Source organism: Alloprevotella tannerae ATCC 51259, assembly GCF_000159995.1.
Taxonomy (GTDB): domain Bacteria; phylum Bacteroidota; class Bacteroidia; order Bacteroidales; family Bacteroidaceae; genus Alloprevotella; species Alloprevotella tannerae.
The window spans coordinates 405,092-419,445 of the sequence record NZ_GG700643.1 but is presented as its reverse complement, the minus strand read 5'-3'; the positions used below and the strand labels follow the sequence as shown (position 1 = coordinate 419,445).

At 53.8% G+C, this 14,354-nt stretch carries 10 protein-coding genes; 2 read left to right on the top strand and 8 right to left on the bottom strand.

The window, feature by feature from the left end; translation table 11 throughout:
• Window positions 1-324: 324 nt before the first annotated feature.
• The 6 genes from GCWU000325_RS07745 to GCWU000325_RS07720 form a co-directional block, all read right to left on the bottom strand.
• Window positions 325-6,165, bottom strand: coding sequence for an N-6 DNA methylase (locus GCWU000325_RS07745; RefSeq protein WP_006255808.1), 5,841 nt, complete (start codon window positions 6,163-6,165; stop codon window positions 325-327).
• A complete protein-coding gene (locus GCWU000325_RS07740) occupies window positions 6,155-6,607 on the bottom strand; it encodes a DUF1896 domain-containing protein (RefSeq protein WP_005796950.1) in 453 nt (150 codons plus the stop codon). Before GCWU000325_RS07740 ends, GCWU000325_RS07745 begins: the two co-directional genes overlap by 11 nt.
• 164 nt (window positions 6,608-6,771) lie before the next feature.
• Entirely contained in the window at window positions 6,772-8,862 is a 2,091-nt protein-coding gene (locus tag GCWU000325_RS07735; RefSeq protein WP_006255807.1) for a type IA DNA topoisomerase, read from the bottom strand.
• 60 nt (window positions 8,863-8,922) lie between these two features.
• Window positions 8,923-10,485: a DUF3945 domain-containing protein gene (locus GCWU000325_RS07730; RefSeq protein WP_006255806.1), complete on the bottom strand. Its 1,563-nt coding sequence runs from the start codon at window positions 10,483-10,485 to the stop codon at window positions 8,923-8,925.
• A gap of 20 nt (window positions 10,486-10,505) precedes the next feature.
• Entirely contained in the window at window positions 10,506-10,856 is a 351-nt protein-coding gene (locus GCWU000325_RS07725) for a helix-turn-helix domain-containing protein (protein WP_004291454.1), read from the bottom strand.
• 3 nt (window positions 10,857-10,859) lie between these two features.
• Window positions 10,860-11,216, bottom strand: a complete 357-nt coding sequence (locus GCWU000325_RS07720; protein WP_040599516.1) for a helix-turn-helix domain-containing protein — start codon at window positions 11,214-11,216, stop codon at window positions 10,860-10,862.
• A gap of 202 nt (window positions 11,217-11,418) precedes the next feature.
• Between GCWU000325_RS07720 and GCWU000325_RS07715 the strand changes: the two genes are divergently transcribed.
• Window positions 11,419-11,718 carry a helix-turn-helix domain-containing protein gene (locus tag GCWU000325_RS07715; RefSeq protein ID WP_006255804.1) on the top strand — a complete coding sequence of 100 codons (300 nt, stop codon included), beginning with the start codon at window positions 11,419-11,421 and terminating at the stop codon, window positions 11,716-11,718.
• A gap of 31 nt (window positions 11,719-11,749) precedes the next feature.
• A complete protein-coding gene (locus tag GCWU000325_RS07710) occupies window positions 11,750-12,055 on the top strand; it encodes a helix-turn-helix domain-containing protein (RefSeq protein WP_004310576.1) in 306 nt (101 codons plus the stop codon).
• An 80-nt stretch (window positions 12,056-12,135) separates the two neighbouring features.
• On the opposite strand, the gene GCWU000325_RS07705 is transcribed toward GCWU000325_RS07710, so the two are convergent.
• Window positions 12,136-12,498: a hypothetical protein gene (locus tag GCWU000325_RS07705; RefSeq protein WP_004348477.1), complete on the bottom strand. Its 363-nt coding sequence runs from the start codon at window positions 12,496-12,498 to the stop codon at window positions 12,136-12,138.
• 12 nt (window positions 12,499-12,510) lie between these two features.
• Window positions 12,511-13,746: a site-specific integrase gene (locus tag GCWU000325_RS07700; protein WP_040599512.1), complete on the bottom strand. Its 1,236-nt coding sequence runs from the start codon at window positions 13,744-13,746 to the stop codon at window positions 12,511-12,513.
• Between the last annotated feature and the right edge of the window lie 608 nt (window positions 13,747-14,354).

The window sequence follows — 14,354 nt, the reverse complement described above, 5'->3', positions numbered from 1 at the left end:
TTTGGCATTTGAGTATTTCCCATTCGTGTTCTATTTAGCTCCTTATTATGAGTATGTAGCAAGTTGCTTATCAAATTCAGCCTCTTTGAGGGTCAAATATGGCTTTGCAAATGGTGACTGACAAGACATAAACAAGGTCAGCAGGATTTTTTACATAAATGGACATGAATGTATATAACCTAAAATAAGAATAAATTTTAATAAGGGCTGCCCAAAAAGAAAAAAATGCAGTTGCCATCCTACAGATACTTGCAGAAAGGATAAAATTTACTTTTAGACCTTTTGGGATAGCCCTTATTAATACTTCAGATAAAATTCCTAAGGTTATATTTTCAATCCTTTGGACCGGGTTTCCTCCTTGGCATACAGCCCCGTATGCCCGATTATGACATGGTTGTCAACGATACTATCCACAGGACTGCGTATCTGCGGCGATGTATCTTCGGGATACTGCGCCTGCCTGTTCTGCGCGTCTTCCGCTTTGGACTTGACCTGCTGCCCCTCGTTCTCATTTTCGGCGATTTCGGGCGTTGGCGGCGCAAGTTCCAGCTGTATCTTGCGGTCAAGTGCGGCAAGTTCGGACTTCAACTGTTTCAGTTCTTCCTCCTTCTTCCACACCTTGCCCGCTATCTCCTGCAACTGCGGTATCTCACGTTCCAGCACTTCATTCTTAGTCTTGTACTGGTCGATGATGGAGGGGATGCGCTCCAAAGCGTTGAGGAAATTGCGGGCGGCGGCCAACGGGTCAGCCATTGCCAGATGTCCGTTGTTATAGGTGTACTTGTAGTTCCCCTCTACCACGAAGCGGTTGTCGGTAAACTCCAATCCCTCTTTGAGTATCCTCTCGCTCACCACCTTTATCGGAAAACCGTAAAGTTCTCCGACCTGTGTGTAAAGCCCGCCCGTAGTGGCGTTTTTCGCTATCTCCTGCAAACGCTTTCCGATAACCTTCTCATCGGCGGAATTCACACCGTCCACCTTTATTATATTAAGGCGGTTGCCCTCCCTGTCGGTCTGCGCCACCGAAAGAAAGCGGTTCCAGTCCTCCGTCATGGCATTTATGAAAGCCGTGTTGTTGCGCAATTCGCCCGTCTTCGACTCTAACTTGAACTCCGAATCACGCCTGCCCTTGTTGAACGACTTGCGTTCCCCTTCGAGCGATGCGATGCGCTTTTCAAGTTTCGCCTTGTCCAAAAGGTCGGTGTTACCGGAGAGCAACGCCATGTACTCTGAGAAGTTCATGCCCGATTTCTCGTCCATTGCCCCCTCATCGATGGTACGCGCCCCCATAGCTCCGCTTTTGAGCTGGCTGATGAAAGTCTGCTTGCAATGCAGGAGGTTGAACTTGTAGCTGTCCAGTGACTTCTCTACCGCGTAGATGATTACGTCCACGTTGTTCCCGGCGAAATGCTTGGCAATTTCGTTTCCGGCTCTAACTCCGCGGCCGTCACGCTGTTGCAGATCGGACGGTCGCCACGGCGTATCGAGATGATGAATTGCCACACACCTTTTCTGCGCATTCACACCCGTGCCGAGCATGGAGGTGGAGCCGAACAGCACACGCACCGTCCCGGCATTCATGGCGTCTATCACCGCCTTCCGCGCCTTGTCGGTCTTGCACTCCTGAATGAAACGCACCTCGCTTGGCGGTATGCCGTAATCCTCCGTTAGCTTGCGCTTGATTTCCGAATAGACGTTCCACCCGTCGCCCGGCTGGTATGTACCCAAATCCGAAAATACGAACTGCGTTCCCTTCTGCGCGTCGTATTTTTGGTAATACTCCGCGATCATCTTGGCACAGTGACTCGCCTTGTTGTCGGGGTGGTCTTCATAATTCGGGTCTATCATACGCATATCGAGTGCCATCTTGCGGGCATAGTCCGTGGCGATAAGCATCTTCGCCTTTTCCTCCGTTTCCGAAAGCGGCAGCCTGCCTAACAGGGTGGCATCGCCAGTCTTTGCGAACTGCATCAGTTTCTGTATGAAGTCCTCCTGTTCCGGCGTTGGCGGTATGTGGTGCAGTATCTCGTTCTTGGTGGGGCGGTCAACGCCCACATCCTCCGCCGTTCGGTAGTCCGTAATCTCATTATAGAAGGCGGCAAGCTCCGGCACTTTGATGAAGTATCGGAAACGCTCCTTCTGCACCACGTTGTTCGTCACGTTGAACTCAAAATCCGTCGTCTTCTTGGCGAATATCGCCGCCCAAGCGTCGAAACACCGGATATCCTGCCGTTCCAGCTCCTTCGGGCGCAGGTACTTGAACAGCAGATACAATTCAGTCAGCGAGTTGCTGATGGTCGTGCCGGAGAGGAACGTAGCTCCCAAATCTTTGCCCGTGCGCTCCTGTATGGTGCGTATGGCAAAGAGCATGTTCAACGCCTTCTGGCTTCCCTCGCTGTTTCCCAGCCCCGCCACACGGTCGTGTCGTGTATTGAAAGTCAGATTTTTGAACTGGTGGCTCTCATCTATGAAGATGTGGTCGATGCCCATCTGCTTGAAATCCACCACGTCGTCCGTGCGTGACTTTATGGCGTGTTCCACCTTCTCCAGCTTCGCTTCAAGGTTGTGCTTGCGCTTCTCCAATCCTTTCAGCATCGCCCGCGACACGTTCTTTCCCTGCCGGCGCAGCACTTCGAGGTTTTCCTCCACCGTGTCAAGCTCCGCTTGCAGGATGCGCTGCTGCAACTCCGGCGACTGCGGTATCTTGCCGAACTGGTCGTGCGACATGATGACACAATCGTAGTCGTTGTTCTTGATATTGTTGAAGAAACGCACGCGGTTGGCGGTCGAAAAGTCCTTTTCCGAAGCGTACAGAATACGTGCGTTGGGATATGCCGCCTGATAGGTGGCGGCAATCTCCGCGACATTGGCTTTCAGCCCGATAATCATCGGCTTGTGCGCCAGATTCAGACGCTTCATCTCATGTGCAGCGATGCACATTATCAGCGTCTTGCCGGTTCCCACCTCGTGGTCACAGATCCCGCCGCCGTTCTGTTTCAGCATCCAGACACAATCCATCTGCGAGGGATAGACGCTCCTGATGCCCCGGCTTGCCAAGCCTTTCAGATTGAGGTCGGGGAAAGTCTGGTGCGAGCCGTCATACTTCGGGCGCACGAAACAGTTGAACTTGCGGTTATACATCGTCGTCAGCCGCTCCTTGAACTGTGGCGACTGCTCTTCGAGCCATTCGGAGAAGCCGTTTCGTATCTCGTCAATCTTGGCGTTGGCGAGCTGTATTCCCTCGCTGTCGCGCACCTTGATGTCGTTGCCATGCTCGTCCTTGCCGATGGACTTCATCATGTCGGGGCAGGTGTTGTGCAGGGCGTGTTTCAGAAGGTGCATACCGTCATAGTTCCGGTAATACCCCTTCACCAGAAACTCGTCCGTGATTTTCATGGTGCGGTAGCCGCAAGCCACTGAGAACTCGTCCATGCTTGCGGAGTAAGCGATTTTCACCTCCGTGTCGAACAGCCGGCTCATGTAGGCGGCATAGACACCCGTCGGAATCCAGCGTTCCCCGAAATTGAAGTCCAGATCCTCGAAGGCGATGCGCTGCGGCTCGGCATCTTTCAGAGCCTCCAACGCCTGCTTCACCTCCGGCATACGCTCATTTTCGGGATTGTCACCCATCCATGCCTCTATGCGTTCCGCTTTCTCTATGACATTTCCGGCGATGAAACGGTCTTTGATTTCGTAACCGGTCACGAGCGGATTGTAGTAGATGCGTCCTTGCAGGGCTGTGAGCAACTCCTCCGCCGTGCTGTCGGTTATCTCCCGCATATAGTCGAGATTAACCGTGCCATATTTGTTGAGCGACGCGGACAGGGCTTCTTCGGGAGAGCCGACGTTGGCATGGTTCTCCACCGAGAAGGAAACGGGACGCTCGAAGATGTCCGCCTTGACAAACTTCCCGTTCTCCGCCCGTTCCAGCGAAAGGATATCACGCCCACCCGCGTCCATCATCACCAGTTTCACGTTCTGCTTGGCGTTGAGGTTACCGTAACGCATGACGAATTCATCGTAACAGGTGTTCAGATGCTCACGCCACTGGACATTTGCTTCGTGCAGGTTCGATTCATAGCGGTACAGCCGCTCGTAGGCGTCACGCAGCGACACATACAGCAACGCCTTTTCCTTCTGGTATCCTTTCAGGTCAAGCGGCTGGAATGTCGCCCCGTATGGGGTGATGTCCTTCAGATAGCCGATGTTATGACGTCCCCAATCTGTCACTAACGACCCTTCGCGCAGGTGCATCTCCGGCGTGCGGTGGTAGGCACGCGGAGAAAGATCCACGATTTCCTCCTTCGGCTTTTCCGCTTCGATGTCGGGGAAAAGGGAAGTTACCACCGCTTCCGATGGGGTATCTGTAACGGCAGGTGCGGTGACTGCCTCCGGCTGTGTTTCCTCCTGTCGTGGCTGCTCACGGGAAGTTTCCGGCACAGCATTCACTTCCGTCTTTTCCGCCGCCACTTGTTTCTCGTTATGCTGCCTTGCCAGCTCCCGAAGTTCCTTCCTGCGCTCCGGTGTCAAACCCATCATCATCTCATAGAAGCCGTTGATGGGAGGATTGGTATCCCAGTCCAGCGTGGCATAGATGTCGTCCGGGTCGGCAGGCTTGGCGGTGTTTTCCGCTTTCGCCTCCTTGTTTTCCGTGATGGTCTTAGGGGTGGTAGCCGTCGGCACAGCCGTAACATTCTGTGTGGTCTGCACCTGCGACTTGGGCGTAACGCGTCTTGCAGGGCTTTCCTTTTTCGCCGCCTTTTTCTTTTTGGCGGTTTTCGGTTGTTGGCTGACCTCTTCCGTCATGCCCCAGAGGTCGAGCAACGTGAGCTGCACTCCGGCGGAATATCGCGGACGCAGCTCTATCTCCGGCTTTTCCTCTGCGGGTTGCTGTTTCTCCGTCGGAGTTTCCACCGCTTGTGCCGGAGGTGCCGTTTCCAATTTTATGGCAGGACGCTTTACTTCATTTTGAACGGCAATTTTTTCTTCCGTTCCCGCCTGCCGGATTGTTCCCGAATACAGGCGCATGGCGAGCCTGTAATGGAAATCCTCGTCAAGCATACGGCGCAAGTCCCCGGCTATGCCTGCGGTCTTGCCCTCGTGCAGATAGATCATAGCGGGCTTCCCGTAGGGGTCTGTGTCAAGTTTCGCCGTCGTATGCACGATGCGTTCCGGGTGGTGGATGAAATAGGCGTTGTCGGTCAGGTCGGTTTTCGTGTCCGTCTGTATCACGGTCATCAGCCGCTCGTCCTGCGACATTTCCTTCTTGCTGAGGTTCTTTTGCAGGACAATCAGGTCACTGCCCACCTCCGTGCCCGCGTTGTCCGTGAACAGGTTGTTGGGCAGGCGTATCGCGGATACCAGATCAGCCTGACTGAACAGCTCGTTACGCACGGAGGTCTTGGTGCTGTTCAATACCCCTTGCGAAGTGATGAACGCCACGATACCGCCGTCACGCACGGCATCCAGCCCTTTGAGGAAAAAATAGTTGTGGATGGCTTTCTGTGCCGATCGTCTGCCGAAGGACCCACTCTTTTCAAACTCCGCGTCGAACACGGCGATGTCTCCGAACGGGATGTTGGACACCGCCAAGTCGAAATAATTGTTGAACGGTTTTTCGATTTTCTCAAAACCGCAGGTGCGCGTTTTCTTGTCGGGATAAAGATGCCGTAGGATTGTCCCCGTGAGCAGATCCTTCTCGAAAGCCATCACATCCGCATCGGGGCTGTGCCGCAGCACGGAATCCACGAACACGCCTACACCTGCCGACGGTTCGAGCATACGGGCGGGGCGGACGCTGTAATCCGCCAGCATGTCCGCGAGGGTGTCAGTTATCTCTTTTGGGGTGTAGAAAGCGGTCAGCACGGATGCTTTCAGCGAATCCACAAACCGCTTGTATTCCGTTTCGTCCTTGCTGTTCTCACGGATGAGCCTGTGCAGCTCCACCGTCGGGGCGAACAGTTCGAGGTCGGATTTCGCCCACCGGACGGCATCCGTCAGTTCCTTGGCAGGGTTCAGGATACATTTCAGACCGCCGAAACCGCAGTACCTTTGAAGTATGGCACGCTCTTCGGTTGTCGCCGCTCTCTGTTCCCTGTCAAGGATGAATGCCGTCCGTATCGCCTCGATGTTGTCCCGTAGTTTCTGTTTGCGGTTAAACGCCATATTCCCCGATGTAAAGGACGGTTGCCCCCGTCAGCTCCGTATAGAGCAGGTCGTAATCGGAAGACAGGGCGAAGTTGTCGTCCGAAAGGTCATAGACGGAGAACACGTTGCCGACAAGCGGCAGGAGTTTATGGATAAAGGCTTCTTGTTTCTCTTCCGGCACTTCGTCGGCAAACTCGTTCTCCACGACTTCGTGGAGCATGGCGTACCGGGAATAGTGCAACCCGCGCAGCAGTGTTTCCATCGCCAGTTCCTGCGCACCGTCGGTGGGATAGCCTTCAATCCGCGCCTTTTCATACGTTTCGGCGGCACGATCGGCGCGTTCCCGTATGAAAGCGGTGTCGGTAGCCTGTTCAAACTTGTTCGTGCGGAGGTAGTCCATCAGGTACAGACCGTAATAGGAAAAGTCGGACTGCCCTTCGTTGTTCTTCTTGTTGTTCATTACTTTGGAGTTTAGTGGATTGATATTTAACGGGATAATCGGTTGGAAAAAAGGAAGAAAAAGGCACTCGGTATCCCTCCGAGTGCCGCCACTAAATCCAAAGTATGAGTGTAATCCGGTATCGAAGAACAATTCATTACTCTGAACAAGTGGCAAAGTTAATACTATTTCTTCCGTCCTGAAAATTTCTTGCCCTTTTTAGCCTCCGGGAACACGAACGTCGTGTTATATTCCCCGTCAAAGGCGACGACGGCATCGAAGCTCTTGCCCTGTTTGCTCTTGAAGCCTTTGAGCAGCTGGGTATGCCCTTCGGTGAGCAGGTCTTTGATTTCATCGTCGGACAGGGTGCGTCCCGCTTTCAGCCGGAACACGGGAAGCCCGCACTCCGTGTTGTCGCAGCGTACCACCTTGCCGTAGAACCGCATCCTGCCCGTGCCGCACTTGGGACACGCGCAACCGGAATCGCGGCTGCCGAAGAGTTTGTCGCATGAGAGCAGTTCGGAGGTAATCTCCCGCGTGTACGCCTCTATCTTTTTGCGGAAGGTATCGGCGGACAGCTCCCCACGCTCGATGCGTGCCAGTTCCTTCTCCCATTCGCCTGTCATGGCGACATCGGCGATGCGCATCGTCTTCACCACGGAATTGAGTGCAAGCCCCTTTTCGGTGGGGACAAGCAATTTCTTGCAGCGTTCCATGTAACCGCGCTTGAAGAGCGTTTCGATGATGGAGGCGCGTGTGGCGGGAGTACCGATGCCGCAGTCCTTCATCGCCTGCCGCAGTGCGTCATCCTCGATTTCCTTGCCCGCCGTTTCCATTGCCGAGAGCAGGGTGGCTTCGGTATGTAGCGGCTTGGGCTTGGTCTTCCCTTCTGTGATGGAAGAGGCTTTCAGTGTCAGCGTGTCGCCTTCCTGCCAGCCGGGAATGGTGGTTTCCTCCTTGTTTTCCTCGCCATAGACAGCACGCCATCCGGCTTGCCTGATGACGCTGCCTTTCACGGTAAACTCCACTCCGGCACATTCCGCCATGACAGCGGTCACGTCCTTGACGCATTTTTCAGAGAATGCCTCGACCATGCGCCCGGCAATCATCTGATAGATGGTATTGTCCTCTTTGGAGAGGAAGAGCGGTTTCTCACCCGTGACGAGTAGGGCATGGTGGTCTGTCACCTTGCCGCCGTCTACGCTGCGGCGTGTCGGGATGGCTTTTGCCCGCACCTTGTCTTTCCATTCGTGCTGTGTGCCGATGAAAGCGAGCAGTTTGGGAATTTCGGCAAACACGTCTTCGGGGATGTAGCGGCTACCCGTTCTCGGATAGGTTATCAGCTTCTTCTCGTAGAGCTTCTGTGCGATTTCAAGCGTCTGCTCCGCCGTGAAGCCGTGCTTGGCGTTGGCTTCTTTCTGGAGCGTGGTCAGGTCGTACAGCAACGGGGTATCCTCCGTTTTCTCCTTGCGCTCGGCTTTCGTTACCGTTGCGAAGCCTGCCGCCTTTACCTTATTATATAGCTCCGTTGCCGGTTCTTTCGACTTCCATTTTTCAGAGGATGAGAATTTCACGACCTTGCCGTCGCAACCGTCCGTTGCGATATGGAGTTGCCAGAAGGCTTCGGGCGTGAAGCGGCGGTTCTCCCAGTAGCGTTCACATACCATAGCCAACGTTGGTGTCTGCACCCGCCCCACGGAGTATGTGCCGTGTCCGGCGGCGATGGAGAGAGCCTGCGTGCCGTTGATGCCCACGAGCCAGTCGGATTCGCTTCGCGCTTTGGCGGCGAGGTATAGGTTGTCATACTTGCCGCCGTCTTCGAGGTTGCGCAATCCCTCGCGGATAGCCTTGTCGGTGAGCGAGCTTATCCACAGGCGCACGAAAGGAGTGGTACTGCCCGTGTAGTGGTAGAGGTAGCGGAAGATAAGTTCACCCTCGCGTCCGGCATCGGTTGCCACGATGATTTGGTCGCTGGTGCCGAACAGCCTTTTGATTGTTTTTATCTGCGACACCACGCCGCTATCGGGCTTGTAGCCTTTCTCCGTCCTGACCTGACGGGGGACGAGCGTGAAGGTGTCGGGGATAATCGGGAGGTTGTCACGGACGAAACCGCGCACGCCGTAGCCATCGGGCATGGCGAGCTGGACAAGGTGTCCGAATGCCCATGTCACGGCATAGCCGCCTCCCTCGAAATATCCTTCCTCTCTCTTTGTCGCGCCCACGATGCGGGCGATTTCACGTGCCACGGAGGGCTTTTCTGCAATGATTATCTTCATGTCTTCTTCTTTTTTGTTGATACTTTGGATTTTATTTTGGATTCAGTGGCGGACATCGGTCTATACTTTCATGCCCTTGCCCGTTTTCTTCTGCGGCTTGTCCTGCTGCTGTTGCTGGCGGGCGTCCTTCGGAGTGGTCTGACCTTTCTGCAAAGGCTCTTTCAGGTTCTTTGTCGCCTCGTTGGTCTTGCCCTCGTTGTTCACCGCCACCTGCGTGCGGCTCTCGTTGGACGGGGCGACCTGCTGCCCGATGTCGGGATTTGTTTCGTAGCGGTACGGGCGACCCTTCTCCGGGTTGAACTTGATATACATCGTGGCATGGAAGCCCTGCTTGTCGGTCACGTTCTCCAGTTTCACGGCTTTGCCCGCCACATAGTCGGCTTTCTGCTGTTTGGTGAAGTTCACGTCGCTCCATTTGCTGATGGGGCGGATGCTGCCGTCCTCGTTCGTCCACGTGTTGCGGCGTTGCTCCTTCTTGGTCTGTGTGGCATTTTCCCCGCCTTGCGCCTGACTTTTCGACGTGTCGCCTTTGGTTTCCTGCGTCTGTACGGTACGGGGCGACCTTCCGGTTCCCGGCACGAACTCCACGCCGCGCTGCTCCACGTTCACTTGCAGAGTGGTGACGAACTTCCTGCCGTCGTTGCGCTCGATGAGCTTGTCGCGCACGGGCAGTCCGGCGCGGAGCATATCCTGCTCCTGTTTGGTGATTTCCGTCTTGCCGATGCGCTCCGGGATGCGTACCCTGTTTGCCGGGATGTCCGTGATTTCATTCGTCTTGCGGTCGATGCTGATGTAGGAGGGGATGATTTCGCCCGTTTCCCTGTCCACGATGTCCACGACCCTGCCGAGGTTGCCCATTTCGCGCAGGTTCTTCCGGTCGTCGTCGGAGAATTTGTGTTCCTTGTATTCATCCAGTTTCTGCTCCTTGCGGATGAAGTGCGGCACGAGGCTTACATTCCCCTCGCCGTCCTTCTTGAAGGAAAGGCGGGCGTCCAGCTCGAATGATTCACCGCCGAAGGTGGGCTTGACCTTCACCAAGTCGGACTTGCCGTAGTGGAGCATCTTCGTAAGGTCGCCGGACTTTTCAAGGTCGTCGCGCTTCACGCCCCATCTGTCCTCCAGTTCCTGCCAGTTGATTTTACCCTCGTCGATGGGCTGGTAGCCACGCTTGCCCTGCGCCTGTTCAGAATTGTCCTGTTGCTGTTCTTTCTGCTGTTCCATGCTTTCCTGTTTTTGAGGTTCTTGTTTTTCGGTTGCCTGTTCCTCCTGCACCTTCTTCTCATAGTCGGAAGTGTCCACCTTGTGAGGGGCGAGTAGCTCCTTGTTCGCTTCGGGGTCTTTCAGCAGTTGCTTCATCACCTCCAAGAGATTTTCGGTTTGGTCTGCCGCGATGCGGTAAAAACCGAAGCGGCTGGGTTCCTTGCACTGCCGGAAGAAGTTCTTGAAGAAGTTGTCCAGCACGTCGCCGTGTCGGTCGAATTGCAGGAAACTCTGTGCGTTCTCTGCTTTCGCAGGGGTGCGCTTGGGTGTGCCGTCCGCGTTCAGCCCGGCTACCACGCTGATCTCGCCCGTCTTCTCGTCACGGACCACCAGCACGTCCTTTTCGTCTTTTTTCTTTGCCATCTGAAAAATGTTTTAATGGGTTATTTATGAAAGAAATTATGGATACGAGCCTTGTAGAAGGCTATATCTTCCTTTTTGAAGTCCTTGATATGGTTGGAAAGGAATGTCAGCACGTCCTCCTCGCTGTAATAGGTTTTCTTGCCCAGTGTCTTGTAGGGCAATGCGCCGACGCTGCGGTAGCGTTGCAGTGTGCGCTTGCTTATCTGGAGCAGCATGCACAAATCCTGATTGTCGAAAAGGCGGATGCTTTCCGTGATAGTAGGCTGTTTCCCCTCTGCCTTCATCGCCAGCAGCAGTTCGTCCTGACGGTCGAGCCGTTCCATCAGCTTCTGCATCCAGCCCTCGAAGTTGTTTCGTGTGAGCAGTTCCATGACCTATGTCCTCCTTCCTTTTGGTTTGCCGCCCGTGCGCAGCGTGTGGTTGCGTTTCAATTCCTGCGGTGTCGCCGCGTCCTCGTTGACGGCACACGCTTCAAGCAGGCGGTCTATTTCCGACTGCCGGTAGCGGCATTTACCGCGAAGCACGACATAGCCGATGCGTTGCTCGCTGCGCATACGCTGGAGGGTGCGGGTACTCACGTTAAGCAGGTGCGCCGCCTCGCGTGTGGTGAGCAACCTGTCGGACGATGCCGCTTTCTTGTCGCCGGAGGCGGCACGGACGTGTGCCGCAATCTCCGCTATCTGTTCCGTCAATGACCGGAAGGCGGAACTTTCCATCGTTATCACTTTCATATTCAGTCCTTTATTTTTGTTTCTGCGGCAAAATTCGGCAATAAACAAAAGGGGCTTTAACAACTCACTACGTGACTCACGTAAGATTTTTACGGAAGATGGCTCCGTAACCCGGTCAAACGGCGCAACAGGCAGCCTTTCAGCGGAAAACGGCACGTATTCGGGACCGTACCGTTACCTTTGCGGGCAAACCGATAATTGCATGAATATGGAAATAGTATCTATCGAGAAAAAGACTTTCGAGATGATGATGGCGGCATTCGGCGCACTCTCGGAGAAGGTCGCCGCCCTGAGGCGCAAAAGCGACACGGGGCGCATGGAAAGATGGCTCACGGGCGAGGAGGTCTGCGGGCAGTTGAGAATCAGCCCGCGCACGTTGCAGACGCTGCGCGACAGGCGGCTTATCGGCTACTCGCAGATAAACCGCAGGTTCTATTACAAGCCGGAGGAGGTGAAGCGGCTGATACCGCTTGTCGGCACGCTCTATCCGCACGGCAGATGATTTGATTTATTCACCCACTGAATCCGAAGTTATGATGAACGAGAACAACGATGTTTTTACGATGGAAGACGAGCCGATAGCCTCTGTGGTGCAGGATATGCGCAAAGGCTCGAAATGGCTGTCCGCCTTTCTGGAAAGTTACCGTCCTCCGCTGGACGGGGAACGTTACCTGACGGACGGCGAGGTGGCGGAACTGCTCCGCGTAAGCCGACGCACCTTGCAGGAATACCGCAACAACCGCGTGTTGCCCTTCATACTTTTGGGAGGGAAGGTGCTTTACCCGGAAACGGGGCTGCGTGAAGTGCTGGAAGCAAATTACCGCAAGCCGCTGGAGTGAGCGCGGTTGGCAAGAAAAAAGGAAACGGGCGACACTTTTTGTGGTGCTGCCCGTTTCCTTGTCTTATGTGGTATGCGCAATCAGCAGTACCCGGCTTTTCCGTTCTGTATGAACATCACGTATGCCTGCCGTTTCTCTTTGGCGAGAGCTTTTCCCACCAGCCATGTGCGGAACAGGTGGGTGTTGTAGGTGTTCAGCCGGAAGGCGACGGGGATGATGATTTCAAGCGCGTACACATCTGCGTACAGTCCGTTTTCAAGTTGCATGTAGCGGCACACCTCGTAGTCGTTAAGCACGTCCGACTTGCGGATGGCTTTGATGGCGGCGTTCACTGCCGGGACGGTCGTATGGAACAGTCCGGCGATTTCTGTGGCGGTCATCCACACGTCGTTACCGGTTACGCTGACCGCCTTGTCCTCTATGATGATTATGTCACGTTTCATGGCTTCTCTTTTTTAGATGGTGCAACCTGCAAATTCCTCAACACTGTTCAACCTTGCGGCAAGGTTCTTCATGTCCTGATTGAGTTTTTCTTTGGTTATCTTCGCGTAAATCTGCGTCGTCTTTATGCTCTTGTGTCCGAGCATGGAGCTGACGGTTTCGATAGGTACGCCATTAGAGAGAAATACCGTCGTGGCTGCCGTGTGGCGGCTCTGATGCCACGTGATATGCTTGGTGATGCCGCAACGCTTGGCGACGGCACGGATACCGGCAAGGCACGTGTTATAATGCGGGACGGGGAATATCTTGCCGTTCTCGCACAGCCCACGGTATTTGCCGATTATGCGGTTGGCGATGTCAAGCAGGCGGATGTTGGACACCACGCCCGTTTTCTGGCGGTTGATGTTTATCCACTCGTGTTCGTCGAAGTAGGTGCGGATATTCTCTTCCGTGAGGTTGCGCATATCCGAGAACGACAACCCGGTGAAAGCGCAGAACAGGTAGAGGTCACGGTACAGTTCCTGTTTGGCGTTTTTCAGTTTCCCGTCCATCAGCAGGCGTATTTCCTCTTTGGTCAGAAAACTGCGTGTTGTTTCCTCCTTCTTGATTTCATACTCGCGGAACGGGTCGCGTGTCAGCCACTCGTTGTTGATGGCGATGAACACCATCGTCCGTAGCGGGCAGACGTACAGCCACACGGTATTGGTGCAGCAGTGTTTGTCCGTGCGCAGGAACATCTCGAAGTCGGAGATGAAAGCGGGGGTAAGCTCTTTCAGTGCGATGTCCTTCACATGGTAGCGGATGTCGAGGAACTCTTGCAGGTGCTTGTAAACGATACGGTACTTTTCCAGTGTACCTTTTGCTTTCATGCCTGCTTCCACCTGTTTCTCATAGTCCTCATTGTGACGACGGTACACCTGCATCAGCGTGTGGTAGCGGTGTTCCAGTCCGAGAAAGGCGTTCTTCACCTTCTCCGCCGTGACGAAGTTGTCACGCTCCATGATTTCCTGATAGTGCCTGTTGATGCGTACCCGCATCTTGTCAAGCATACGGTTCGTTTCGAGTGCCGCCGTGCTTCTGCCCGTGACACGTCCACTTTTGGTGTCCCACAGCTTCGGATCGACAGTCAGTTTGCAGCTGAACTGCGTCTGGCTGCCGTCCACCGTGATGCGTCCCATGACGGGAACTGTCCCGTCCTTTTTCACTACTTGACGCTTGAGGTAGTAGATGACTGAAAATGTACTCTTCATCGTCCTTAATTTTTTTGGTTTCAAAATTAGTTGGTGAAGAGTTCGGTGTCGGTACGCAAAACGGGGAGGAACAGCGCAATCTTTTTCCGTAACCAAATTTTTCGCGTGAGTTGTAGGTAACTCACTATTCCTTAGTGTCTTGTTTCGCCATCCGTACCCGTTTGTCGCATTTTCGGGCATGGTTACGAACAAGTAACGTTGCGGCGTCAGGATTTGGCTTCGGCAGGGATTGTAATGGCTTCACGAATTATCGCCACTTCAACCAAAACCCTTGTAACTCAATTCTATCACTATATCTTTCCGCATTTCACTTTTTTGTAGTAACTTTGTGCACACAAACAATAAAGTCCTAAAGCTGGCAACATAGAAATACAAACAGGCAAGCTTATCAACAAGAGATAAACTCCTGTTTAATAAGATATTCCGCATAATTATCCTAAGTGAATTATCCGTAAACGGGCCATACACAACAATAGATGCATATTTCCATAGTCTAGCTTTTGACTACAACTTATGGATCTGTATAAAAGGAATAACACATAAGCGATTGTAGCATTGCAGTGAGACTTTTTCAATAAAGATGTGCCAATGTTTATGTAGAATGCAGT

Excerpts from the sequence above, each read along its gene's own strand:
- GCWU000325_RS07745 (WP_006255808.1), bottom strand. The coding sequence starts at position 6,165 with ATGGCGTTTAACCGCAAACAGAAACTACGGGACAACATCGAGGCGATA.
- GCWU000325_RS07740 (WP_005796950.1), bottom strand. The coding sequence starts at position 6,607 with ATGAACAACAAGAAGAACAACGAAGGGCAGTCCGACTTTTCCTATTAC.
- GCWU000325_RS07735 (WP_006255807.1), bottom strand. The coding sequence starts at position 8,862 with ATGAAGATAATCATTGCAGAAAAGCCCTCCGTGGCACGTGAAATCGCC.
- GCWU000325_RS07730 (WP_006255806.1), bottom strand. The coding sequence starts at position 10,485 with ATGGCAAAGAAAAAAGACGAAAAGGACGTGCTGGTGGTCCGTGACGAG.
- GCWU000325_RS07725 (WP_004291454.1), bottom strand. The coding sequence starts at position 10,856 with ATGGAACTGCTCACACGAAACAACTTCGAGGGCTGGATGCAGAAGCTG.
- GCWU000325_RS07720 (WP_040599516.1), bottom strand. The coding sequence starts at position 11,216 with ATGAAAGTGATAACGATGGAAAGTTCCGCCTTCCGGTCATTGACGGAA.
- GCWU000325_RS07715 (WP_006255804.1), top strand. The coding sequence starts at position 11,419 with ATGAATATGGAAATAGTATCTATCGAGAAAAAGACTTTCGAGATGATG.
- GCWU000325_RS07710 (WP_004310576.1), top strand. The coding sequence starts at position 11,750 with ATGATGAACGAGAACAACGATGTTTTTACGATGGAAGACGAGCCGATA.
- GCWU000325_RS07705 (WP_004348477.1), bottom strand. The coding sequence starts at position 12,498 with ATGAAACGTGACATAATCATCATAGAGGACAAGGCGGTCAGCGTAACC.
- GCWU000325_RS07700 (WP_040599512.1), bottom strand. The coding sequence starts at position 13,746 with ATGAAGAGTACATTTTCAGTCATCTACTACCTCAAGCGTCAAGTAGTG.